Origin of the sequence: Virgibacillus chiguensis, assembly GCF_900129865.1 — a bacterium.
GTDB lineage: Bacteria > Bacillota > Bacilli > Bacillales > Amphibacillaceae > Virgibacillus > Virgibacillus chiguensis.
On sequence record NZ_FQXD01000008.1, the window covers coordinates 158,212 to 183,825 of the forward strand.

The 25,614-nt window shown below is 37.6% G+C and carries 18 protein-coding genes and 1 pseudogene; 10 read left to right on the forward strand and 9 right to left on the reverse strand.

Features of this window, described 5'->3' with window-relative positions:
• Positions 1-96: 96 nt before the first annotated feature.
• Entirely contained in the window at positions 97-1,326 is a 1,230-nt protein-coding gene (gene arcA / locus BUB45_RS10995; protein ID WP_073008879.1) for an arginine deiminase, read from the reverse strand.
• A 1,174-nt stretch (positions 1,327-2,500) separates the two neighbouring features.
• Positions 2,501-4,171 carry an arginine--tRNA ligase gene (gene argS / locus BUB45_RS11000; protein ID WP_073008882.1) on the reverse strand — a complete coding sequence of 557 codons (1,671 nt, stop codon included), beginning with the start codon at positions 4,169-4,171 and terminating at the stop codon, positions 2,501-2,503.
• Between the two features lie 491 nt (positions 4,172-4,662).
• On the opposite strand from argS, the gene BUB45_RS11005 reads away from it, so the two are divergent.
• The 3 genes from BUB45_RS11005 (at position 4,663) to BUB45_RS11015 (ending at position 8,403) form a co-directional block, all read left to right on the forward strand.
• A complete protein-coding gene (locus tag BUB45_RS11005; protein ID WP_073008886.1) occupies positions 4,663-5,799 on the forward strand; it encodes a CdaR family transcriptional regulator in 1,137 nt (378 codons plus the stop codon).
• Between the two features lie 121 nt (positions 5,800-5,920).
• Positions 5,921-7,189 carry a GntP family permease gene (locus BUB45_RS11010; RefSeq protein ID WP_073008889.1) on the forward strand — a complete coding sequence of 423 codons (1,269 nt, stop codon included), beginning with the start codon at positions 5,921-5,923 and terminating at the stop codon, positions 7,187-7,189.
• A 65-nt stretch (positions 7,190-7,254) separates the two neighbouring features.
• On the forward strand, positions 7,255-8,403 hold the full coding sequence (locus BUB45_RS11015; protein ID WP_073008892.1) for a glycerate kinase: 1,149 nt from the start codon (positions 7,255-7,257) through the stop codon (positions 8,401-8,403).
• A 210-nt stretch (positions 8,404-8,613) separates the two neighbouring features.
• Here BUB45_RS11015 and budA read toward each other — a convergent pair whose 3' ends face one another.
• Both budA and alsS read right to left on the reverse strand, forming a co-directional pair.
• Complete coding sequence (gene budA, locus BUB45_RS11020) at positions 8,614-9,375, reverse strand: acetolactate decarboxylase (RefSeq protein ID WP_073008895.1); 762 nt, start codon at positions 9,373-9,375, stop codon at positions 8,614-8,616.
• A gap of 45 nt (positions 9,376-9,420) precedes the next feature.
• Positions 9,421-11,109, reverse strand: a complete 1,689-nt coding sequence (gene alsS, locus BUB45_RS11025; RefSeq protein ID WP_073008898.1) for an acetolactate synthase AlsS — start codon at positions 11,107-11,109, stop codon at positions 9,421-9,423.
• A 157-nt stretch (positions 11,110-11,266) separates the two neighbouring features.
• On the opposite strand from alsS, the gene alsR reads away from it, so the two are divergent.
• The 3 genes from alsR to BUB45_RS11040 all read left to right on the forward strand — a co-directional run bounded on the left by alsR (position 11,267) and on the right by BUB45_RS11040 (position 15,054).
• A complete protein-coding gene (alsR, locus tag BUB45_RS11030; protein ID WP_073008996.1) occupies positions 11,267-12,145 on the forward strand; it encodes an acetoin biosynthesis transcriptional regulator AlsR in 879 nt (292 codons plus the stop codon).
• A 510-nt stretch (positions 12,146-12,655) separates the two neighbouring features.
• Entirely contained in the window at positions 12,656-14,221 is a 1,566-nt protein-coding gene (locus tag BUB45_RS11035) for an NTTRR-F1 domain (RefSeq protein ID WP_073008901.1), read from the forward strand.
• Between the two features lie 17 nt (positions 14,222-14,238).
• Positions 14,239-15,054 carry an ETX/MTX2 family pore-forming toxin gene (locus tag BUB45_RS11040; RefSeq protein ID WP_073008904.1) on the forward strand — a complete coding sequence of 272 codons (816 nt, stop codon included), beginning with the start codon at positions 14,239-14,241 and terminating at the stop codon, positions 15,052-15,054.
• A 247-nt stretch (positions 15,055-15,301) separates the two neighbouring features.
• Here BUB45_RS11040 and BUB45_RS19565 read toward each other — a convergent pair whose 3' ends face one another.
• On the reverse strand, positions 15,302-15,934 hold the full coding sequence (locus tag BUB45_RS19565) for a hypothetical protein (RefSeq protein WP_139300142.1): 633 nt from the start codon (positions 15,932-15,934) through the stop codon (positions 15,302-15,304).
• A gap of 306 nt (positions 15,935-16,240) precedes the next feature.
• Complete coding sequence (locus tag BUB45_RS11055) at positions 16,241-17,134, reverse strand: BMQ_0737 family morphogenetic spore coat protein (protein ID WP_073008935.1); 894 nt, start codon at positions 17,132-17,134, stop codon at positions 16,241-16,243.
• 739 nt (positions 17,135-17,873) lie between these two features.
• On the opposite strand from BUB45_RS11055, the gene BUB45_RS11060 reads away from it, so the two are divergent.
• Positions 17,874-19,496, forward strand: coding sequence for a glycosyltransferase (locus BUB45_RS11060; protein WP_073008937.1), 1,623 nt, complete (start codon positions 17,874-17,876; stop codon positions 19,494-19,496).
• 304 nt (positions 19,497-19,800) lie between these two features.
• Here the strand turns inward: BUB45_RS11060 and sipW are convergent, their stop codons facing one another.
• Both sipW and BUB45_RS11070 read right to left on the reverse strand, forming a co-directional pair.
• Positions 19,801-20,364, reverse strand: a complete 564-nt coding sequence (gene sipW, locus BUB45_RS11065) for a signal peptidase I SipW (protein ID WP_244527719.1) — start codon at positions 20,362-20,364, stop codon at positions 19,801-19,803.
• A gap of 21 nt (positions 20,365-20,385) precedes the next feature.
• Positions 20,386-20,763, reverse strand: a complete 378-nt coding sequence (locus BUB45_RS11070) for a hypothetical protein (RefSeq protein WP_073008940.1) — start codon at positions 20,761-20,763, stop codon at positions 20,386-20,388.
• A 190-nt stretch (positions 20,764-20,953) separates the two neighbouring features.
• Between BUB45_RS11070 and BUB45_RS11075 the strand changes: the two genes are divergently transcribed.
• From BUB45_RS11075 to BUB45_RS11085, 3 genes are all read left to right on the forward strand, one after another.
• A complete protein-coding gene (locus BUB45_RS11075; protein ID WP_073008943.1) occupies positions 20,954-22,600 on the forward strand; it encodes an alkaline phosphatase in 1,647 nt (548 codons plus the stop codon).
• A gap of 249 nt (positions 22,601-22,849) precedes the next feature.
• Positions 22,850-23,947, forward strand: a complete 1,098-nt coding sequence (locus tag BUB45_RS11080; protein ID WP_073008946.1) for a glycerophosphodiester phosphodiesterase — start codon at positions 22,850-22,852, stop codon at positions 23,945-23,947.
• Between the two features lie 355 nt (positions 23,948-24,302).
• Entirely contained in the window at positions 24,303-24,890 is a 588-nt protein-coding gene (locus BUB45_RS11085; protein ID WP_073008949.1) for a CalY family protein, read from the forward strand.
• 254 nt (positions 24,891-25,144) lie between these two features.
• Here BUB45_RS11085 and tnpA read toward each other — a convergent pair.
• A pseudogene (gene tnpA / locus BUB45_RS11090) lies at positions 25,145-25,571 on the reverse strand (IS200/IS605 family transposase).
• Positions 25,572-25,614: the final 43 nt, after the last annotated feature.

Consider the following 25,614-nt stretch of genomic DNA (forward strand, 5'->3'; position numbering starts at 1 on the left):
TCATCCTCCTAAAATGATTAATTTAATTTAATGGTAATTACCTTTTGTTAATTTTTTTACTATGCAAGTAGTTTCCCGCTTGCATGCTTTTTAGCTTTAAAAATCTTCTCTCGATAACGGCATACTCATACAGCGCGGACCACCACGACCTCGAGATAATTCAGAGCTAGTGACTTCAATAACTTCCATGCCATGTTCGCGTAGCAATTTGTTAGACACGTAGTTACGGTCATATGTGACAACAACACCAGGTGCAATTGCCAATGTGTTTGAACCGTCATTCCATTGCTCTCTCGGCGCAGCAATAACGTCTCCTCCTCCACATGGGATTAATGCAACATCTTTCAGCTTCAGTACTTCTTTCAGTGTTTCCAACAAATTCGTTTTATGCGTTATTTTTACGGTATCTTCTTCTTTCCCTTGTTCCAAAATATAAATATCCATTTGTCCATCTTTATTTTGAATCTCGGGGTGGATGGTAAATTTATCGAAATCAACCATTGTAAATACGGTATCTAAATGCATAAATGCTCTTGACTTCGGAATTTCTACAGCAACAACGCGCTTTATTTCCTTTTGGCGTTTAAAAATATTTATAGCCAATTGCTCAATGGATTTTGCTGCCGTTCTTGCACTTATACCAATGGCGATCGTATCTTTGCTTAAAACAAGCTCATCGCCACCTTCTATCGGGCACGGATAATCGCGATCCAACCAAATAGGGATATCAAACTCCGCATACCTCGGATGATGATGAATAATATAACTCATAAATAGCGATTCTCGCCTTCTTGCAACTTCTCTCATGGTATTAATCGTTAACCCATTACCTATCGTTGCCGCTGGATCTCTCGTAAAATAAAGATTCGGCATCGGATCTAAATAAAATGGGTAATGATTATCTAACAATTCATATAGATGGTTCCTTTTCTCTACTGGAATTTCTGATTTCCTCACACCAGCCATGATTTTCTTTACCATCTCTTCGGTGCCAAACGACAGTAAATAATCAGCTATTTTTTGCGCACTACCACCATGGACATTTGATTCCGTTAATATTTGCTTCACAAATTGCTGTCTTAACTCTTCTGTATGAAGCGATTCTGTCATTAGGTTGGTTAAATAAAGTACTTCAATACCTCTATTTCGTAGCGTTTGAGCAAAATAATCATGCTCTTTTTGGATCATTGGTAAATGAGGAATATCATCAAATAACAAATGCTCTAAATAATCAGGGGTTAAATTTTCAACTTCTTTACCAGGTCGATGCAACAACACCGTTTGTAATGCACCAATTTCAGACGTAACATGTAATGGTTGCTTCACTTCCATACCTCCTCATAGATTGGCCGTTACCGTTCAAAAAAATTATTGGACTTGTCATTCTTAACTCGTCAATAATTCATGAATGTTAACTTATTTTAGATAACCAAGATTGTATCTTCTTTACTTGTGGATAGTTTAAACAAATAAGAAATAGCTATACATATTCTGTTTAAAAAATAAAATACTTCGGACGAGCGGGAGCGAATTTTCGACGAGCGGGAGCGAATTACACGCGACGATGAGCGAATTTACGACGAACGGGAGCGATTTACTCGCGAGGATGAGCGATTTTCGATGAACGGGAGCGAACTACTCGCGAGGATGAGCGATTTTACGACGAACGGGAGCGAATTACGTGCGAGGATGAGCGATTTTTCGATGAGCGGGAGCGAATTACTCGCGGGGGTGAGCGAGTTTCGACGAGCGGGAGCGAATTACACGCGGGGATGAGCGAGTGTACGACCAGCGGGAGCGAATTACTCGCGAGGATGAGCAATTTTCGACGAACGGGAGCGAACTCTACGCGAGGATGAGCGATTTTCGACGAACGGGAGCGAATTACTCGCGAGAGCGAGCGAATTTCAGACGAACGGGAGCGAATTACTCGCGAGGGCGAGCGAATTTCAGACGAACGGGAGCGAACTCTACGCGGGGGCGAGCGAATTTCAGACGAACGGGAGCGAACTAAACGCGAGGATGAGCGATTTCCGATGAACGGGAGCGAACTTCGCGCGAGGGCGAGCGAATTTCAGACGAACGGGAGCGAACTCTACGCGGGGGCGAGCGAGTTTCGATGAGCGGGAGCGAACTACGCGCGAGGATGAGCGAATTTTCGACGAACGGGAGCGAACTACACGCGAGGATGAGCGAATTTTCGACGAACGGGAGCGAACTACACGCGAGGGCGAGCGAATTTCAGACGAACGGGAGCGAACTACACGCGAGGGCGAGCGAGTTTTCGACGAGCGGGAGCGAATTACTCGCGAGGATGAGCGATTTTCGACGAACGGGAGCGAACTACACGCGAGGATGAGCGATTTCCGATGAACGGGAGCGAACTTCGCGCGAGGGCGAGCGAATTTCAGACGAACGGGATTTACCTTCTACATATTTTTACAATACAAATAGCCGAACAATTATCATTAGATTGTTCGGCTTCTATTTATATAACGTTTTACATTTTTTCTGGTGCATGTACACCAACCATACGAAGTGCGTTGCCAAGCGTTATTTTAACTGCTTGTAGCAACGCTAGCCTTGCTTTCGTTACTTCTAACTGACTTTCATCTAACACTTTCTCTGCATTATAGAAACTGTGCAATTGAGATGCTACATCAAATGCGTACTGGGTTATTTTATGCGGAATTCGTTTCTCCGCAGCATCCAACACCAGTTGCGGAAATATAGCTAATAGTTTTAACAAGTTTATTTCACTCGTTGTTTGTTTTAATAAAGAACTGTCATACTTTTCATAAGCATAACCATTTGTTTCTGCCTTATCTAATAACGTACAAATGCGTGCATGCGCATATTGTACATAATAAACCGGGTTGTCATTCGATTGGGAACGAGCAAGATTTATATCAAAATCCAAATGCGTATCACAGGAGCGCGTATTCATCATGTAACGCATGGCATCAACGCCTACTTCTTCCATTAGTTGCCTTAGTGTGAGCGCCTTTCCAGACCGCTTACTCATTTTCACTCGCTCGCCGTCTTCAAATAGATTCACCATTTGAATAATCTCCGTCTCCAACTTCTCTTTTGGATACCCTAATGCTTGGATTGCCGCTTCCATTCGCGGAACATAGCCATGATGATCTGCTCCCCATACGTTAATTAACTGATCAAAACCACGCTCCAGTTTATCATTATGATAAGCAATATCAGACGCTAAATACGTGTAGCTGCCATCTGATTTAATAACGACGCGATCTTTATCGTCCCCATATTTTGTCGTCCGAAACCATGTAGCACCATCCTGTTCATAAATGTCACCAGATGTGCGCATTTTATCAAGTGCTTGATCTACTTTGCCCTTTTCATATAAAGACATTTCCGAAAACCATTGGTCAAATGGCACCCGAAATTGGTTTAAATCATGCTCGATCTTTTTCAATTCAAAGTCTAATCCGTAGCGCCGAAAATAGGCTAAACGCTCTTCTTTCGGTTTGTGCAACCATACATCGCCTTCATCTGCGGCTAATTTTTTCCCAATATCGATAATGTCTTGTCCGTAATAGCCATCCGCTGGCATTTCCGCTTCTCGTCCTAGCGCTTGCATATACCGCGCTTCCACTGATAAAGCAAGGTTATGCATTTGATTACCAGCATCATTGATATAATATTCTCGCTCGACGTGATAACCAGCAGCTTCCAATACGTTACCAAGCGCATCTCCATAACTCGCACCACGAGCATGCCCTAAATGAAGATCCCCTGTAGGATTGGCAGAAACAAACTCAATTTGAATACGATAATCTTTCGTATCATGCTTGCCATAATTCGCTTGTTCTTCCAATATATATGGTACTAACGGTGTTAAATAATCATAGTCCATAAAAATATTAATAAAACCAGGTCCAGCAATGTCCACCTTCTGTATATATGTACCCGCCACATCGATGTGGTCGACAATAGCTTGGGCGATTTGCCTTGGCGATTGCTTTGCCATTTTTGTTAGTTGCATCGCAATATTCGTTGCGTAATCACCGTGCTGTTCATTGTTTGGCTTTTCTAAGACAATTTGCGATATATTGACTTTCTGAACTACTAGTTTAGCTCGTACCAAAGCTTCTAATATGGAAGTCTTCACCTTTGTTTCAATCTCTTGCACCATATTCATTCGTGTTGTCCTCCTTTTTAATTTCAATTCCCTCTATAAACTATATTAATACCTTCAATCTCATTAACAAGAAGCAAAAAATGGAATTTCTTCCTATTTCATAGCTATCTTTCCCTGTTTTCATTCTAGACATACTGATTTGGAACAAAGGCGCAAGCGCCCGTTTAGCAACGTAGCGAGTGGAGCGAATCAACTGAGATAAAGGAATCACGGTGAGGCACGAACCGATGATGACTTATCGTAAGGCGATTCGTGAAGTCGCCTAGTTGCTGGGCGATGGATCCGGACGGGGCTCACTTGGTTATTTGGTTACGCCGTAGCATCAAATTTTATACTTCCTATATTGGAAAAAAGTATGACATTTTTCGTACACTTTACGAACATTGCCATGATATTTATTATGCATCTATACAAATTGTACCCATAATCCTTTATGATAAATCATAACCCTTATGATAGTGAAAAGACGTTATATAATGGAGGTTTTTCCCATGCTAACAGAACAACTTGCTTCAGAAATTGTAAAACGAACAATGTCTATATTAGAGTTAAATGTCAATGTGATGGATAAAACAGGAACTATCCTTGCTTCAGGTGATCCAAACCGTGTGGGGCAGCTTCACCATGGAGCCTGTAAAGCAATTGAACAAAAACAAACCATTGACATTCATTCGGTAGAAGAAAGTTGGCGAGGTAAAGCAAAACCTGGCATTAATTTACCAATTCGATTTCATGATGATATCGCTGGAGTTATTGGTATTACCGGTGAACCTGAAAAAATTAGAGGATTTTCTAAATTAGTGCAAATGGGAGCAGAACTAACGTTAGAGCAAGCTTTTTTGACTCGAGAGATCGATCGAAATGCTAGGATGCGTGATGATGTTATTTCTCACTTATTATTAGGTTCCGATAAAGAACAAGCATACATACTAGATAGAGCAAGGTCGCTTAAAATTAATATAGAAGAAACATTTGCCACTATTCTTCTTTCTATACCTTATCATACCGCCACTACCCAACCTGTAAGTCAAATTGAAGCTTGGGCAAATACGTTGGTTACAGAAGAAGATGAAATCGTTCGTTTTTATACTAACCAATTTGTTATTTTAAAAAAACAACAGAAGCCATATCTAAATACAAATGATTCCTTAAACAAATGGTTAACAAACAAATTACCCTCTGCACCTATTTCGGATTTAACGGTTGCCTTAGGCCCATTTGCAAGTGGATTTATTGGCTGGAGACATTCCTTTGAAACGGCACAAATTGTTAAAGATACAGCAGAAGCTTTATATCCAGAAGGCGGCGTTTGGGACCAACAAACACTCGGATTATCTATCTTATGTTATCGTTTTTTACAAGCCGCAAATGAAGAAGCACAAGCGATTAGCTCAATTTATAAAAAAATACTTCATGCAAATGACGGTAAAACACTAGATGAAACATTTACAACCTACGTTAAAGCGAATGGAGAAATGACAAAAACAGCAAATATCCTCTTCATTCATCGTAATACATTAGCATACCGATTGGATAAAATTCACGAAATAACTGAAAAAAACCCAAGACATTTACAGGATCTTATCGAGCTAAAGGTGGGAGAAATACTTTATAAGTTATCAACATAATGCATATGCACAAAACAACACAATGAAAGCACTTACTTTTTATGCGTTTGCACAATGATACATGACCTACTTCCCCTCTACAATAGATCTATAACATAAAACATCGTAGGAGGGAAACCTAATGGATATTGAAGTAAGTGCATGGGGCGCAATTATCGGTTTATTCTTAGCTATTATTATGATTTTAAAGAAAGTCCCACCTGCTTACAGTTTAATTACTGGCGCCATTGTAGGTGGTCTTGTCGGTGGTGCGAGCCTAGTAGACACCGTGCAATTAATGGTTGGGGGCGCGCAAAATATTATGCCCGCTGTACTAAGAATTTTAGCCGCTGGTGTATTAGCAGGCGTACTAATCGAATCAGGTGCAGCCTCAAAACTAGCACAATCAATTGTTTACAAATTCGGGCATACAAGAGCATTGCTTGCATTAGCTATTGCCACTATGTTGTTAACGGCAGTAGGTGTATTTGTTGATGTTGCCGTTATTACGGTAGCACCAATTGCTATAGTCATAGCTTCAGAAGCAAAACTATCAAGATTTGCCATCCTTATTGCCATGGTAGGTGGAGGTAAGGCGGGGAACATCATGTCACCGAACCCGAACACGATTGCTGTATCGGAGGCTTTTGACGTGTCATTAACATCGGTTATGGCAGCAGGAATGATTCCAGCACTTTTTGGGCTTATGGTAACTTATATGATCGCAAAACGTGTTTCTGCAAAAGGTACGGCTATTCAAGCAAGTGAGATTGAACAATCAAATATGGAATCGCTACCTTCTTTGTTCACAGCAGCCTTAGCTCCTATTGTAGCCATCCTTTTACTTATAATGCGTCCACTATTTCAGATAAATATTGATCCAATGATCGCATTACCTGTTGGCGGATTAGTCGGCGTTATAGCAATGGGGAAATGGCAGAACACAAATGCTTATATTAAAAGTGGATTAGCAAAAATGGCACCGGTCGCAATTTTACTCATTGGAACAGGAACAGTAGCCGGAATTATTACAAATTCGAAATTAGATACCGTCCTTATTCATGTATTAGAAGGATTTGGTTTACCTGCTTTTGCGCTAGCGCCAATATCAGGAATGTTTATGTCAGCAGCAACGGCATCCACTACAGCAGGATCTGTAGTAGCAAGCAGTGTGTTTAGCGGAGCTATTTTAGAATCCGGAGTTGCTGGTTTAGCTGGAGCTGCTATGATTCATGCAGGTGCTACCGTACTTGATCATATGCCACACGGTAGTTTCTTTCATGCCACAGCAGGTAGTGTTGGCATGCAAGTGCAAGAACGGTTGAAATTAATTCCATATGAATCGTTCGTAGGTATCACAATGGCTATCGTCTCTACCCTTATCTACGGTGTATTTCAATGGTTTTTATGAGTCTTAACATAGAAAAATATGGAAAAAACCTTATTCCTATAGCGCAAGAAAGGAAGTGAGCAAAAATGAAGAAACCCAAAATTGTGATTGCCCCAGATTCATTTAAAGAAAGCATGACAGCAAAACAAGCTGCTAAGGCTATAGAGCGTGGATTTCGTTCTGTATATGCAGACGCTTTAGAGGTAGATATTATTCCAATGGCTGATGGTGGTGAAGGAACAACCCAATCCTTAGCAGACGGATTACAAGGAACACTATATGAAAAAGAAGTTACAGGGCCGTTAGGAGAGAGCGTAGTTGCAAACTATGCGATCTCGAGAGATAGATCAACTGCAATCATTGAAATGGCAGAAGCATCAGGTCTTCACCTCGTTCCAAAAGAAAAACGAAATCCATTGATAACTACTACTTTTGGTACAGGTGAATTAATCAAAGCAGCCTTAGATAAAGGCGTTACGAAAATTATCCTAGGGATTGGTGGTAGCGCTACAAATGACGGTGGTGCAGGGATGATTGAGGCACTTGGCGGTGTTTTTTACGACAATCGTGGCTATCAACTAGAGCGAGGTGGCGGGGCATTATCTCATCTAGATCAAATAGACTTGTCACATCTAGACGTCCGCTTAAAATCTATAGAAGTAGAAGTTGCTTGTGATGTGGACAATTTGCTTCTTGGTCCTTATGGAGCAAGTGCCGTTTACGGTCCACAAAAGGGAGCGACGGAAGAAATGGTTCAACAATTAGATGATGCATTATATACTTTTCATGAAGTCATGGTAAAAGCTACTGGTACCAGTGTTAAAAATGTACCTGGTTCAGGTGCTGCGGGTGGCTTAGGAGCTGGTCTATTAGCTGTACTTCATGCCAAGTTGAGACCCGGAATTGATATTGTGTTAAAAGAAAGCCAATTTTTTAACCGAGTGAAGCACGCTGATCTCGTCATTACAGGAGAAGGAAAAATAGATAGACAAACGATTTACGGCAAAACTCCTATTGGTGTTGCAAAAGCTGCCAAAAAATGTGGTATTCCTAAGGTCATTGCATTTTGCGGTACGCTAGGAAAAGGATATGAAACGATATATGCTTATGGTATTGATGCAGCATTTAGTATCACACCTGGCCCATGTCAGCTAGAAGAAGCAATGATACATGCAGAAGCATATTTAGAAGGAGTAGCAAGGAATGTAGCAAAGATTTATTGTCATGATATGTAAAGAGTGGAGAAGTGGAATTTCTGAGAGAAAGCCACTTCTCATTTTTTAGGTTCCTTCATTGTAAGTACAGGAAAAATTTTCAATTTTGCAAGCCCTTGAAGTACTTAGTAGAGACTACATAAATCCTTTCATCCGCAACCACTAATACAGCCCTTATTAAAAGCATTTCACAACGTCTAACACCACTTGTTATTTCAAATGTACTTTTTACTATTCTGGATCTCCTTCTGTAGCTTCAATTCCAGTTACAAGATCATGCTTATCTAAATTAGCTTTAAAAAAATCCTTCGTATTGGGAAGTCTAAGGTGCATACTTGATTTTTGTGACATTTGAACCGTGCATTTTTCAATTTCATAATTAAATACATGTCCACCAGAACGACGATGTTCATCAATAAAATGAAGGTGAAAGCCAGATACTGCCACCCCATTAACATAATGTGGGGTCCAAAACCCTACGATCGTTCCCTTGATATCGTTAAACTCGAATATAGGCTGTGATTTCACAGCTTCTGTCATTGGCATATACGGTTTTTCCTGAATTTCAACCGTTCTTGTTTTTACCTTTTTAAATACACCTTCCATACGTATAGCATAAAAAAGATTTTCACTAGGAAAAATCAACTGCATCTTGTTTTCAAAGTCTTTACTAGACATCGGTTGATTAATTTCTTGATAAATATCTGGAGTGAAATACGTTAGCGAACAAAATGGCGAACAGTCACTTCCTTTAACTGGGTAAGCTTGTCCATCAGAACGAAGACGGTAAAACGCACCATCAAAACCAATTAATTCTCCGTCTAATTGATTAAATGTACCAATACCAAAATCGCCAATTTTTTTTGCTTCAGACATATAAAAGTCCCCATCATAAATGCCGTCCAACAATGATACCATTGTCGAAAACTGAAAAACTTGATCAAGTTTTTCATTGGCGTTTGGAACACAGTATTGCTTCGTAAGGTTTCTCATTTTCTCTTTTCACTTCCTTAATGAATTAAAATTTGAATTAACATATTATGCCTCATCAGATACCCTAGGAAACTTCCCGTCAGCTAAATGAATATTATCACTGTAATCAACCGGAATATCAATTAAAACAGGACCATCTGTATGAATAGCTTTTAGAAGTACAACGGAAAGGTCATTGGGTGAATTTATTCTAAACCCCGTTGCTCCAAAACTCTCCGCATACTTTACAACATCAATACTACCGAACTCTATTCCTGATGTACGATTATATTTCATTTGCTGTTGGAACGCCACCATGTCATAGGAACTATCATTCCAAACAAGATGAACAATTGGTGCTTTCAGTCTAACCGCGGTTTCTAATTCCATGGACGAGAACAAGAAACCTCCATCTCCAGACACAGAGATAACTTTCTTGTGCGGATGGACAAGCGTTGAGGCAATTGCCCAAGGGAGGGCAACACCAAGTGTCTGCATACCATTTGAGAATAGAAGCCCCAAAGGACGATAGCATCGAAAATATCTTGCCATCCAAATGGCATGAGAACCAACATCACAAGTTATCGTTGTATCATCATCCACCAGTTTGCGTAATTCATATATAATTTGTAGCGGATGTACGCGATCCGTTTTCCTTTCTCTTGGAGGTTTACTTTGAAATTCTAATGCTTTTTGTAATTGTCGAAGCGTAGGCTTAAATGACTCATCATGAAAGACTGGAAGGGAAACTTGAGCCATATGCTCCAATGTTTCAGTAATATCTCCCACAAGTTCAATTTCAGGCTGATAGTCAAAATCAACGTCTGCTTGAATGACATCAAGATGTAAAATGGTACGCTTGCTCTTATTCCATAATACCGGATCATATTCAATTGGGTTGTAACCGATTGTCAATACGACATCGGATTTTTCTAACAATATATCCCCAGGTTGATTGTGAAATAACCCAATTCTACCAAAATATTGATCTTCTAAATCATGAGAAAGCGTCCCTGCTGCTTGATACGTTTCAACAAACGGTAACTTCCATTTCCTTAATAGTTGACGTACAGCTCCTACTGTTTCAGGTCTTCCACCTCTCATCCCCACTAGAACAACAGGAAAATGCGCTTTGCGAATAGTAGCTATTGATCTACGAATATCTTTTTCTGGAGCGCTTCCGAGTTTTGGAACGTATAAAGATTTTAGCGTGTTAACCTTTACCTGTTCTAATATCACATCCTGTGGAAAACTAAGAAAAGTTGCCCCCTTTTCCCCAGATGTTGCCACTCTAAACGCATTGGTTATGGCTTCAGGGATATTATGAGAATCTTCCACCTCTGCACTGTATTTTGTAATCGATTGAAACAATGCTACGTTATCCATTGATTGATGTGTATTTTTTAGAAGGTCCGACCTTTTTACAGCTCCGGCTAGAGCAACTACTGGATCCCCTTCTTTATTGGCGGTTAATAGACCAGTAGCCAAATTAGATGCTCCAGGCCCTGAAGTCACTAAACATACCCCTGGCTTCCCCGTTAATCTACCAATTGCTGCTGCCATAAAAACTGCATTTTGTTCATGACGGCAAACGATTAATTCAGGCCCCCTATCTTTTAATGCATCAAATACTGCATCAATTTTTGCTCCTGGAATAGCAAAAACATGAGTGACACCTTGCTGAATGAGACTATCCACCACAAGCTCTGCCCCTCTTACTGTAAGTGCTTCTTTTTCAACGTCTACATTATTCAAAGTCTTCACTCCCTCTATATAATTAAAATATTTAAAATGAATTATATTTAGTGTATTATTAATTATATGTTTAACAGGGAATTATTTCCAATACAAATTTGTCGTACATTTAATATGTTAAACGACTGAATTCGCATTCAGAAAGGAAGAGTGGATGATAGAACTACACCATCTACGCTATTTTATAGTTGTAGCTGAAGAACTACATTTTGGAAAAGCAGCACTTCGATTGCAAATGACGCAGCCCCCACTTAGTCAGCAAATAAAGCACCTAGAAAGGGAAATTGGTGTAACTTTGTTGAAGAGGTCAAAGAGGACAGTTACGCTAACAACAGCAGGAAAAGTTTTTTTAAAACATGTAAAACAAGGACTTGCACAAATCGATTACGCAGTGGATATGGCCAAACAGACAGAAAGAGGGGAAAGCGGAGAATTAAAAATCGGGTTTGTTGGTTCTGCTACATTTGAGATTCTACCACCCTTAATTAGAAAATATCAAAAACGATTTCCTTCCGTTAAAATTGGGCTACAAGAGCTTTCTACTGCAAATCAAGTAAAAGGACTGTTAAACGGAAGTATTGACATCGGCATCCTTCATCCACCAATAAAAAATGATGACCTTATACTACATACAGTAAAGAAAGACAATTGTGTACTGGTAGTTCCAAAGGGACACTCGCTCGCTTTAAAAGAACCAGTCCATTTGAAAGATCTTCATAGCGAATCAATGATTTTTATTTCTAAAGAAACCTGGCCTTATTTATATAGTAAGTTTAATCTCTTGTGTAAAAAAGCAGGGTTCACTCCTAATATTCATCACGAGTCTACGGAATACCATATGATAATTAGTTTAGTGTCTGCCGGGTTGGGAGTTTCAATCGTTCCTTCAACCGCTAAAAAATCATTGAATTTCGATGTGGTATATAAAGAAATTGAAAATTTTTCATTGGATGCTGAATGGGTTACTGCACATAAAAAAGATAACCAAAATCCTGCTTTGTTAAATTTCACAGAGGCCTTACATTCGTATTTATAGGCGAAATCCATATGATGAAGAGCATTAGAATACAGGAAAAAATACATCTTCAAGTAGAGCAAGTCCCTTTCATGCACAGTAATTTATGGCATACATCTTTATTTATTGCATACCGTTTATTGTATGGAAAAAATTAGAAAACTTGTCCTTTCTAAAATTTTTTATAAGGAGATGATAACATCTGAAATTAAAGATTTTATGGGAAATAATACCACGCTCAAAGACGAAATAAGTAAGAGTCACTATTTTTTCGGTTTTGTATCTTTTTTATAGGAATTTTAGCTGTTTGTACTTTAATGGAATCCATTGCTTTTCTGTCAAAATTCCTAGTTCATGGTAGATAGTGCGTGTTTCCATCATCATAGTTTTGTCATGAAACGCCTCTGCTAAATTAGGAAACCAACTTCATGAACAATGAAATGAACCTTTTCCACCCCTGACTATAATTCATTGGTTTCCTATAGTATAAAATAAAAACTAGTTATAACTAGTTAGAAGGAAGGGAAGATAATGACTAACTTAAATTTTGTTGAAAACAGCGGGTTTGAATCCGCAACAACAGAACCATGGAGAGCAGCAAACACATCCGTAACGAATCAGCATTCCCATTCTGGCTCATGTGCAGCCATTTTCCCGGGAAATAATACTTCCTCCTATTTAGCCCAATACGTCCCTGTTCATTCTAAAGAACAATTTGAATTTGAAATTCATTTAGGGAAAATAGGAAATGAGTCTTCCAATTCGATTCTTTTACAAATAACTTTCCATGATAGTGCCTATAAATATCTAGGTAGCGGACTATTTGTTAATATTCCTGCTGACAAAATACCAAATGTAGAAAAAGAGAATTGGCTGTCCATATGCCAAAAAACGACCACAGCCCCTCAAGAAACAGCAACAGCATTCATTTTAATTAACGAATTAGGAAATACAGGAGAGGCTCCAATACTACTGGATGATATCTCTTTATCACCCACATACGGACATGGTGTTAATAACAAATCAAATCATATGGAGACGGAAGTCGCTAAATCATCTGTTAATTTTTCACAAGAAAATATGCCAACTGCGAATGAATTATCAACTAGTAATTCGCTATTCACCGACTTTGCCGATAATCAGCCTAGTATTACGATGGAAAATACGATTAATACAACGTCATCTCGCTTTATAAATCTCTGCCTTTTAAATTCAGAAGCAGAAACAGTAGATCTTATTGAACTTTTTTCAGCCTTTGCTAGTTTTTGGACCGAAGAGAACAGAGGTGGTGATTACACTATCTTCACGTTACCTCACTCTAACAATAGTATTGCACAAGGAATTAAAGTATCATCTACTTCACCCACTTTTTATGAAGATCCAGAAGTAATACTACTCAGTAACCCACAAACATTGGATACATTAACCTTTGAAAATACAACTAATAAAGTGATCACAGATACAATTCAATTTAATCAACATACTCAAACATCAGAATCTTGGCGCTTATTAGAAGCCGTTTCTATCGGTGGAGATAATTTTTATAATATGAATACTCCTTTTGACCTAAATAATTTTTCGGATACGCTAACAGAATCAACGTTACCAGGCAATATCCCTTTTACAACGATATTTTCTAATACGGCTCAATCCCTAGAAATTGACCTAAATCAAACAAACTCCCAATTTGGAAGACAATCTTGGAATATAGAACAACCAATTCGATTACTCCCTGACACCATCACAAGAGTTAGCTTTCAAACAAGGCTCACTCAGGAAAGAAGTGTTTTTCAATTCAACTTCGACATTACAGGATTTTTAGGGGTTACAACTACTCGCCCTGTCAATGGTGTGACAGAACATTACTTTCCTATAACAGAAATTATACAGGAATCTGTATATCCTCAAATTGAGGTTCGCCCTGAATTCAATGGACTCCGTTGCACAAATATAGGGGAGTATATCACCGAATATCGTATTGAACCAACTCTTTTAATAGAAATACAAAGCATAACCAACCCATTTAGAAATAAGGAAATTATTATACCTGTTGAAAATCTTGGTAATACTGTCATTTCCTTTGATGACTTTGAATAAAGAGGAGTGTGATATTCATGGCAATTATAGATTTGCTTCGATTAACAGGAGAAGCTGGTGTAAGATGGTTATCTGACGATGGATTAGAATATCCGAGAGATTATGATCGTGTGCAATTACTATGGGGAAATGATACTCCTATAATTGATCCTCCCGGTGGTAGAATTATATCTAATACACCACCTAGAACGATTGTGGCAAGAAAAGAAATAACAAATAATACAGATCGCCCCTCTGAACCCCAAACAATTACATTTGAACGAACAACAGAAAATGTATTTCGTACGGAAACAACAGAAGGCTATGAAGTTGGTACTTCTTTAGAAGCTAAAGCTAGTGCTGATGTATTCTTTGGTAGTCTAGATATTACTGTATCTACAAATTTTAAATTTAATGTATCTACAACCCAAGCGGAAGAAAGCAAAGAGTCCATAACATGGAGAGAGGAAATACCTATTGTCGTACCACCTAGAACGAAAACCCGTGTGGACTTCATCATTGAAATCGGGGAATTTGATCAACTCGTTCCCTTTATTCTTCCTTTTGCTGGTTTTTTTAGAGCTATAAAAGGTACTACTGTCGTTAAAGGTGGAAGGTTAACGGAACCAAATTCTCAAGGAAGAACAATTGCACAATATATGGAGCAATTAGGCGATATAAAAGTCACAAAAGGAGGGCTTGGTGTTTTTGTCTTTGGAGAGACTTCATTAAGTGGAGCTCTTGGCATTGAATCAAATACCGTAATTACCAATTTTCCTCTTCCTCCGAGTAATGCAGAAGTAACAGTTGATACGATAGAAGGGCCATCCGGGCCTCGTTCTGTATATTTTTAAGTAATTTCCACTTAAAATTATAAAATATCTCCTACCGATTGGCAGTAGGAGATATTTTATGGGTTACAAGATGTTGTAAAACTGCCACTTTCAAAATTGGAATACGTGAATTAATACCCTTTTTCGAACTTTTAGGTCAGACTATTGCGCCACTCGACAATGAACAGGAAATGAAAGAAAACCACAACTAAATGAAGCTATATCTACTTTATTTCCTTTTGCTTAAATCATCTAGATATTTTTAAATTTAGAAAATACGATATACAACTAATCGACCTGATGGCTGTACTCCTGATATTGTGCCACCTATGCTAATAGGAAGTGGACTAATATTAACAAGACTAATTGTATCTCCAACAGCTAGGTTTTCAAGCCCAAAAGCTATAACTTCCTGTCCAGCAGAAGTTCCATAGTTGGCGCCATATAAACCAAAGGGACCGACAATGTTACCATTAAGTGATATTGCTACACCGAAAGGACCATTTGAAGTCGTAGAAGGCATTAGAGTTCCAATTAAATAATAGACACCTGCTTCTTGAATGGTTAAAGTATCTGCACCATCAAAACTAATATTATTGCCCAAAAATCTACCAGGTGTAAAAAAAACTGCCTCTCCATAAGTTAAAGCTTGTGTTTCGTATGATGCTAAATCGGCATATGTCCCAAATGCCCCTCCAGTTGCTCCTGTTGCTCCTGTTGCTCCTGTTGCTCCTGTTGCTCCAGTAGGGCCCGTTGGACCGGTCGGACCGGTGGGACCGGTGGGACCCGTTGGACCAGGAATACCTCCACAAGATATATTATTTATAACATTACATCCAGAACAACCGGGGCAACCAATTTTAAAACAATTGCTCTTATTGCAATTAGGTCTTATACGCATTTATTTTTCTCCCTTCATCAATATTTTCACATCATTAATAAGATATGAATAAATAAAAATTGTGTATCATTCACCTACCTATATTGTTAAAAACTAACCTAGTTACTGCAAAAAACCTTTACGGCAAAAAAACGGTGATTGTTCTTCCATCTTAAATTTCTCTTATAGCGCAAAATAGAATACGAACAAATTGTGTACAGCATATAAATTAAAGAATATAAGCACGAATAGGTTACGTGTATTCCCCTAGCTCTTGCTAAGATGAAAAATCACTTTTATCTTTTTGATCGTTTACTATCACTGTTTTTAGAAAGGAATACTTTGCTTGGGACACGAAAATGGAAAATTATTACTTCTAGGTTCACAATACTTTCCTTCCAAATTAACGGTTGCAGGGCTAGTTGCAAACACACTAAGGCAAATAGAAATACGTATACTTAACTCTACACAGCAGCCACAGAGTTCAACAAAATTAACCTTACATTTAAAGTCGGAAAGCTTACATTCAATTGAAGTGCCTACAGGTGCACATAAATATACGGTTTCTGCTTCCCAAAAAGGAAGAGTACATTGACCGCCTATGTCTCCCATCTCATCGATAAATTGAATGGTTATAAATCCTTTCAATACTATATCCACTTCTTGTAAAGTTACTTTCTCACCGCTTATCGTTGTTTCTATATTAGTACGATTTTCCGGATCGGATTGCTCAACACAGCATATAGCATTCTCAGAGCTTGGATCCATTTGATTTCCTTCCATGTCTGACAAAAAACAATTAATTTCATAGCTCGGTGAATTACTGTTTTGAACCGCAGTTTGAATATATAATGTTCCCGAACAATATGCAGCACCAGGTGTTGTTTGACATTGCACCTCAACTGATTGAAGATCAGTGAACTGCGCGTTATAAGTCTGCCCCCCTGTTAAACTAGTTACATAATTTCCGTTTACAAACAAATCAATACTCTTCGTACATTGTTCAGCAATTGTGACAGTGAAATTCCCAGTGAAATTCTCTACATTTGTACCGTCCCAAATTAACGTTCTGGTACCATCACACGGTACGTTAAAGTTGATACAAAAATCTCCCGCATTATCTTTACTTATAGACACATGCTCCTTGGATTTAATATTTATGATTTGGTTAATCCAATCATAAACCTTTGTTACATTCATACAATGTGATTCAACATTCATTATGACGCCTCCTTTACCAACATTTATTAAAATTTGGCTATTCGTTAGAGAAACACGAACTGCAATAAGCCAATATGAATTGTCTTTTATTGATAAGCCGTTTTAATATATGACATTCACGATTATTCATTTCAAATGGTGTCCATATATTGTACGCTAACAATATATGTTTCGGTCCTATAAATGTATAGTTATTTATCCAATTAAAACTTGAATCTTATTTTTTTAATCCTTTTCTTTTAGATTATGTTTTATGACATAAATACGATCTTCTATGAGCCACTTTTGGGCAATATTCTTACAATAGCTTATAACCAATTAAATTTTTCAAGCATAAAAATAATTCAACAGAATAATATGAAGTGTATAACAAAATTTATATTATTCACATATTTTTCCTGTTGCCTAAATGAGGAACTTTTAGAGGTACTGTCTTAACTTAAACTACTTTTTCGTTAACCGTATAACGCTTTATACGCATATAAAATAAATAGGAGCAATTATTTTTATCCGTTATCTATCTACTTTTTCCCTCTACTTATCTTTAAAATAGGAAAAAAATATTTGAAACAAGTTTTCAAATACCTATATCATTCTTAGAACTACGTTACAAACTCTATTTCTCTTCTTTTATTTAATACCCATTCCATTCGTAATAAAGATGGTAAAAGCATTTAAAAAAATTCTTGATGTATACGTAAGAAAAAAGTTAAATTTTTCGAAATGAGGTGATTGATTTATGCCAACAAGTTGGTACCAAGCTACCCCTGCAATTATTGATTTAGTTTTGCTAGATCAACCAGCATCTATATTAGATGTTGGAATCGGCTTTGGTAAGTACGGCGTTCTTTTACGTGAAGCATTAGACATACCTTATGAGCGTTACGAAAAGAAAGATTGGCTTGTCAAAATAGACGGTATTGAAGGATTTAAACCATACCAAAATCCGATTCATCAATATGTTTATAACGAAATGTACTATGATGAAGTGTATACAGCAATATCTAAATTACAGCAAAATTATGATACAGTACTGCTTATTGATGTATTAGAACATTTCGAGAAAGCAGAAGGATTCAAGTTACTAGAAGATTTATTAGAAATCACCAATACCTCCTTAATTGTATCAACGCCAATTATCCCAGCACCTCAAGAAGAGTATCTAGGCAATACTTTAGAAAAGCATAAAAGCCGTTGGACCGTTGTCGATTTTTCCGAATTTGATTACCACTTTAGCCAAGTTAATGTCCATGGCAATGGGGCAAATATTATAAAAATCTATCCTCGTAAATCAAAAAAAAAAAATGATTTAATTCATTTAAGTAAAAACCCATTAAAAATAGGTTATATCTTACCACACCATGGTTTAACAGGTGGGGTAAAGATGCTACTTCATCAAATGGAAAAACTAAAAAAGCGTGGACATCATATAGTTGCTTTTTTTAAAGGAGAAGAAGGAAGTAGTGTTCTTCCACCTTGGGCGGAAATTTCAGTCGATGAAGAGGTTTTAGTCCCTCCCCTTGCATTGTTAGATGAATATACGGAAGACTGTGATATTGTCGTTGTAGGATGGATTTATCAAATACTAGAATTTAAAAGGGAGAAAACAAAGATATTCTATTGGGAGCAAGGGCATGAATCTTTATTCGGAGATATACCTAATTATGCTCACATTAATGGAATTAGACATAGTTTAGATATCTGTTATAATTCGGGGGCGCCCATAGCGAGTGTGTCTTCTTTTGTGGCTAAAGTTTTAAAAGCCAGATACTCTATCGATTCACCGGTTATAACAAATGGCATTGATACTTCTTTGTTTAAACCAAAACAAACTACAACTGAAACAGAGTTCCCAATTATTTTATTAGTAGGAAGCCCTAGTCTACGCTTTAAAGGTTTTACGGATGCATTGGAAGCATTAGAACAAGTCTGGGAAAGGGGTTTACGTTTTCAAGTTAAATGGATTTGCCAACATGGGGCAGAACATAATACGGTGTTTCCTATTCAATATATGATTCAACCGCACCAAAAAGAAATTGTAGAAACTTATCAGCAAGCTAACTTGCTTTTATTTACTTCTTGGTATGAAGGTTTTGGACTACCACCTTTAGAAGCCATGGCTTGCGGGACACCAGTTGTCTTAACAAACAGTGGAGGAGTTCAAGAATATGCCGTTCATCATTATAATTGCTTGCTCCACTCCTCAGGTGATGTCCATGGCTTAGCTAAAAGCGTGACTACTATTTTAACAAATGATTCAATGAGTAAACGATTGCGAATAAATGGTATAGCAACTGCACAGAAGTTTAGCTATGATCAAGTTATACCCCAGTTAGAAAAGTACATTCAATCTCTACTTTAAAAATAGTAAATAAAATTAATATATTTTCTCGTAAAAAAATATCCTTCTATGTAATATGTGGAGTGGTGGCTGTACATCCACTCCTATTTAAATTTTTACGTTCATAATAATATCTTGCATGAAGTATCTATAGAATAATGCGCTTTGCAAGTCGATAACAGTTGAACCTCGCCACTTTGACGGATTCTGTTCTTTTCCATTTTATACATGTATTAGCCATACTTGGATTATCCTCATTGTGAACCACCCTTTTGTTACACGATAAATGCAAAATGACATAATATGAAGGTAACTCCTTACAAACCTATAATTCTACTTGCTTTCCACCCTTAACCCCTTCTAACTTCCTTAATGCACGCCAAATGATAATAATAGATGTAATAAGCAAACAAAATCCGGGTGCAATAAGCAACAATGCCACTCCTGTACTACTATTAACAAAATTCACCACATATCCTACATATGGAATGGAAAAACCTGTGTACACTCCAACAATATTTTCTGCTAAAACAGGCTCAGAATCAGGAGCGTTATTCGCATCCCCCTTTGTAACATACTGCTTTCCACTATTTTTCACTTCATCAATACGGTGGGTAACAATTAAACCTTCTTTGGTTTGAAACGTAATGATATCCCCTTTTTGAAAATCTTCTTTATTCCTCGGCGATTCAATCGCAATAATGGAACCTGTTTGCATATCCGGCTCCATAGATCCTGAAAGAACCGTCTTCAGTTGATAACCAAATAGGCTAGTTTCTCCACCAGAAGCCCGCATAAAGACGACAACAAATAACGTGATAAGTAAGAGAATACATACTAATCCCATAACACCATTGCCAAATAGTCTGCCAATCCGTTTTCCACGCACTATTCTCACTCCAATGAATTCTTATTTTGATTGCAATGCTTTCTGTTCCTTCGCAACTTGCTGCTTTTCTTTCATTGCTCGCTGTTTTTCCTTTTCTTCCTCATTAGCATTCAAATTATGATTATCTATCACACCTTGTTCATCGTCTTCTACTTTTTCTTTGGAATTACCTTTCTCCTCCCCATTTTTTGATGGCAAAGGTTGCTCCACATCGTTTTCTTGCTCACTTCTAGTCTCTTTATCTACTTCTTTACTGAATTGTGTTGAAATAGTTATATTACCACTAACTTCCCTACTGTCTGTAAAATAAGCAGTTGTTGGTGTAATACATTGCGAAATAGTTACAAATAACAAGTAACCAATAACGATGAAAAGAAAGAAATATTTTTCCCTATACATACCAAACCACCTACCCTTTGCTAGAAACCTGCTTATCTCCTTATTCTTTCTTCTATTATATATAAAAATCTAGACAAAAAATGAAAATAATTCAATATTTACTGTTTTTTTACTATAGATTAATATTTTCTACATATTTATATATTAATGTGATAGATAAGATAGAACGATTCAAAATGGAGGAGATAAAGTGAAACAGCGGGCGAAAAATTTAGCTGGTATTACAATAGGTACATTGTTAGCTGCTTCTGTCGTTACTTTTAGTATGGTTAGTTCTGCTAGCGACAACATGAGTGACGAAACACAACAAACGACAAACGCAGCCAAAAATGTCATTCTATTAATTGGTGATGGAATGGCAGAAAGTCAAATATCTGCAGCAGCGTATTTAAATGGCGCTGGATATGGTGCCGAGGACTTAACCATGGATCAATTTAAAAACGTAGGTTATGCAAGAACTTTTTCTCATGACAACACGGTTACAGATTCAGCCGCAGCAGCAACAGCTTTTTCTTCCACACATAAAACAGACAATGGAGTAGTTGGAAAAGCCCCGAAAAACAAAGAACATCATGAAAATGAACAACATTTTGATGTTCAAACAGTACTTGAAGCTGCTGAAGAAAGCAATATGTCTACAGGACTTGTCTCCACAGCAAGAATTACTCATGCAACCCCAGCCGCCTTTGCCTCACATATTGATGACCGAAATAAAGAAAATAACATCGCTGAACAAATGCTTTTAGACCATGATGTTGACGTTCTACTCGGTGGTGGGAAGAGACAATTTATTCCTAAAGAAACAGGAGGAAAACGAAAAGACGGAAAAAACCTCTTGGAGCTTGCAGAAGATCATGGTTATCAATTAATAGAAAACAAAGCTGATATGAAAAAGACAGACGCGAGTAAACTCTTAGGCTTATTTAATGACAGCCATATGACCTATGAACTGGACCGTGAATTAACAGATGAGCCCAGTATTGATGAAATGACCAACAAAGCATTGGATGTATTACAACAGGATGACAACGGCTTCTTTTTAATGGTAGAAGGTGGACGTATTGACCATGCAGGGCATAGTAATTATCCTGCAACAAATATCCAAGAAACACTTGCATTTGATAAAGCAGTAAAAGAAGCATTAGATTTTGCGAAAAAAGATAAAAATACGCTCGTAATTGTGTCCTCTGACCACGAGACTGGCGGAATGTCTATAGGTGCAAATGGAGAGTATGGTTATAACAAAGAAGTTATTCGCAATGTTAAAAGATCACCAGAATATATTAGCAAGCAATTAGATAAAAATGACGCCAATCTGGAAGAAGTCATAAAAAAGTATACTGGAATTACCAATTTAACCAAAAAGGAAATGAAGTTCATTACGTCTTCCCAAAATAAAGCAAGTGCTATCGCCAATATCATAAGTGAGCGTGCATTAATCGGCTGGACAACAACAGGGCACACGGCTGTTAACGTCCCAGTCTATGCATATGGGCCACAAGCTGAGAAACTAACTGGAACCATTGATAACACTGAAATTGCTGAAGTCATTAACTTTACTACATCCAAATCATTTTCTTCACAAAACTTGATTGACCAAGTAAAGCAATTCTCCAAAAATGGAGAACTGACGGATGAAAAAGTGACACGTCTACTTTTTACTCACTTAGAAACCGTGCGTCAATTTGAAGATCAAAATAAAGCTGATAAAGTTGTAAAGCAACTAGAGCATTTTCATATTCTTATAGATAAACAAAAAGAACGAAACTCTCTTTCTAACAAAGCCTACCAAACGCTGAAAGATGGTACAGACGCCCTAATAGCAAAGTGGGAATAATTATATTTACCCCCTTAGACTGTTGTCTAGTTTGTAAAAGCAATCGTTTTCACTTGCATGATAGGCGAGCATAAAATGTAACACGAGATCGTATAAGCAAAACGATACCTTTCATCTATATAGAAGTCTTAGAAGTCTTGATGATTTCCTGTCGTTTAAAATCCCCACTTCATCTATGATCGTGGTAGAAGTAAACAAAGAAACATTCTACGCTTCTATGTTATTGGGAAAAATGGAGGAGAAATAACATTGAAAAAACATGCTAAAAAGGTATTAGCTATTACATTGTTTGTTGCTAGCATCTCCCTTCTACTGCCAACGATGGCTACAGCAGCAAAAGCAACAAACCCAACCACTTTTTCTATTGCCCATCGAGGTGCATCAGGACAAGCACCAGAGAATACGATGGCAGCATTTGAAAAATCACTTGAATATCAGGCTGATTACTTTGAAGTTGATGTACAAATGACCAAAGACGGCGAATTAATTCTTATGCATGATACAACTGTTGATCGTACAACAAACGGTACTGGACGCGTCAAGGACTTCACATTTGAGGAAATTAGAGCACTTGATGCTGGTAGCTGGTTTCATGAATCCTTTGCCGGTGAAAAAGTCCCAACACTTGGGGAAGTATTGGATCGTTACACTGGAAGTAATATAGGGGTTCTTGTTGAATTAAAAAACCCAGAGCTTTATCCAGGAATTGAACAAAAAATAGCAGAGGAACTCATCCAACGTAACATCACGACCAAAGACAGTAATATTATCGTTCAATCCTTTCATTGGAATGCGGTAAAGAAAATTCACCAGCTACTTCCAGACATCGCCACTGGTGTATTAATTGGTTATGGACAAACAGTCGCTGGAAAAATAACGAACGAACAGTTAGCATCCTTTCAAACCTACGCCAGTTATGTAAACCCTAACAAAGGGCTATTAAATAATAATACAGTTCATCGGATTCACCAACATCGCTTAAAAACATGGCCTTACACCGTCAATGATCGAAAGACAATCACACAGTTATTACATTTCGGAGTAGATGGAATCATTACAGATTACCCTTTACTTGTCAACATGCCTGCTAATGCAACAACGATGAAAACGCTCGTTGAACGGTTTGAAGGAAAAGAATTATCTAGCAAAACCGCACATGCCCTAAAGGTTCACTTAACAGCAATCCATCAATATGAAAAACAAGGTTTACAAGACAAGGTAATAAAGCACTTGAATGGTCTTATTACGTTACTAAACCACCAGGAAGAAAATGGATTCATTTCTAATCGCGCGTATCAAATACTTCTAGGCGAAGCAAATTTTTTAGTAGAAGATAACACGAACTAATCGACGAGTACAGCTCACATGTAACTATTCTCCTAGGAATTTTAGCTTTTTTACAGCATGTGAAAAGCATCATCCATGGGAAAGTTCATGTTGAAATTGAAATATGTTTCACTATTAGCAACTACCTAACATGAACACATGCTTAAAACATCGGCTAGCTTAGTTTATCTCGTTTTTTATCAACACCGAGCCCTCCCTTCAATCAACCTATGTTAGAAAAATGTTGGGTAGTTTACTATAAAATCCCTTCAGAAAATGGAAAAAGTCTAAAGAAGTTAAATACCTTGGTAATCTATAGCGACTTCTTTCTTCTACCATTTACTAAAGGGGAAAAATACAAGGAGGAGAATTAATAATGGGAATTAAAAAACAAATTGGTATTGGAGTATTATCAGCAACTCTTGGTTTAACGTTGATTACAGGAGGGACTTATGCATATTTTAGTGATGAAGAAGTGAGCCAAAATACTTTTGCAGCAGGAACACTCGATCTAAACGCTGAGCCAACCGAAATCATTGATCTTCATAATTTAAAACCTGGTGATTCCATGGTTCGAACATTTGAATTACAAAACAATGGCACGTTAGATATTGAAAAAGTATTGTTAGAAACTGATTATTCCGTTGTTGATGCCAAAGGAGATAATAAAGATGATTTTGGTAAGCATATTGAAGTTGAATTCCTTTACAATGCCGATAAGTTGGATGAAGTAATTTACCAAACAACATTAGCTAACTTGAAAAATATGGAACCAGAAGCAGTTAATGAGCATGTCTTTTACCCTAATTTTGGTGAGAAAGGACTTCCGGCAGGCACTATAGATGATATTTCGGTAAAATTTAACTTCGTAGATAATGGACAGGACCAAAATGAATTCCAAGGTGACGCTTTAAATCTAGAATGGACATTTAAAGCTTTACAAGGAGAAGGGAAAACGAAGTAATAGGTTGATTATTGCTATTGGCTCATCCATGTTTCTTTTGCTAAAACGAGGATGAAATATTGTAGTATAATACCTAGGATAAATAGGGAAAGTTAAACATTCCTCCCACTAGTAATCTTGCCAATTAAAACCACCAGTGTGAACTGGTGGTTTGCTCTGCGGCTCGAAGTCTCTGTTGCCAGCCTAAGTCTAAAAGGCCCACTGAATGGTTCCCCTTCTGCACCACACGCACTCGCTGATTCTAAAAGAATCTCTTATTTCTTTTTATTTTTCTTCCCGGTGAACGGATCAAATGCTTCAAATAATGTTAACTGATCACTCATATAATCGCCTTTAAGCTGATTTCGTAAATATTCTTGGATTTGATTTTTATTTCTTCCTACCGTATCTACAAAGTAGCCTCGACACCAGAATTTTCGATTTCCATATCTAAGTTGGCGTGACGGTCAAAGATCATTAAACTACTTTTTCCTTTTAAGTAACCCAAAAATTGAGATACACTCCGTTTTGGTGGTATACTCACCAACATATGGACGTGGTCGCTGCATGTATTTGCTTCGTGTATTTTAACATCTTTTTTTTATATTTTCCATAGATAAGTTGTCTTCTATATTTTGGTGCAAAAACTAAATGATACTTACATCTCCACTACGTGTGTGCTAAACTATTCTTGTCCTGCATTGGACATGCCTCCTTTTGGGGTGGGAAATCAACCTTTGAACAC

Excerpts from the sequence above, each read along its gene's own strand:
- argS (WP_073008882.1), bottom strand. The coding sequence starts at position 4,171 with ATGAATATGGTGCAAGAGATTGAAACAAAGGTGAAGACTTCCATATTA.
- BUB45_RS11005 (WP_073008886.1), top strand. The coding sequence starts at position 4,663 with ATGCTAACAGAACAACTTGCTTCAGAAATTGTAAAACGAACAATGTCT.
- BUB45_RS11010 (WP_073008889.1), top strand. The coding sequence starts at position 5,921 with ATGGATATTGAAGTAAGTGCATGGGGCGCAATTATCGGTTTATTCTTA.
- BUB45_RS11015 (WP_073008892.1), top strand. The coding sequence starts at position 7,255 with ATGAAGAAACCCAAAATTGTGATTGCCCCAGATTCATTTAAAGAAAGC.
- budA (WP_073008895.1), bottom strand. The coding sequence starts at position 9,375 with ATGAGAAACCTTACGAAGCAATACTGTGTTCCAAACGCCAATGAAAAA.
- BUB45_RS11035 (WP_073008901.1), top strand. The coding sequence starts at position 12,656 with ATGACTAACTTAAATTTTGTTGAAAACAGCGGGTTTGAATCCGCAACA.
- BUB45_RS11040 (WP_073008904.1), top strand. The coding sequence starts at position 14,239 with ATGGCAATTATAGATTTGCTTCGATTAACAGGAGAAGCTGGTGTAAGA.
- BUB45_RS19565 (WP_139300142.1), bottom strand. The coding sequence starts at position 15,934 with ATGCGTATAAGACCTAATTGCAATAAGAGCAATTGTTTTAAAATTGGT.
- BUB45_RS11055 (WP_073008935.1), bottom strand. The coding sequence starts at position 17,134 with ATGAATGTTGAATCACATTGTATGAATGTAACAAAGGTTTATGATTGG.
- BUB45_RS11060 (WP_073008937.1), top strand. The coding sequence starts at position 17,874 with ATGCCAACAAGTTGGTACCAAGCTACCCCTGCAATTATTGATTTAGTT.
- BUB45_RS11070 (WP_073008940.1), bottom strand. The coding sequence starts at position 20,763 with ATGTATAGGGAAAAATATTTCTTTCTTTTCATCGTTATTGGTTACTTG.
- BUB45_RS11085 (WP_073008949.1), top strand. The coding sequence starts at position 24,303 with ATGGGAATTAAAAAACAAATTGGTATTGGAGTATTATCAGCAACTCTT.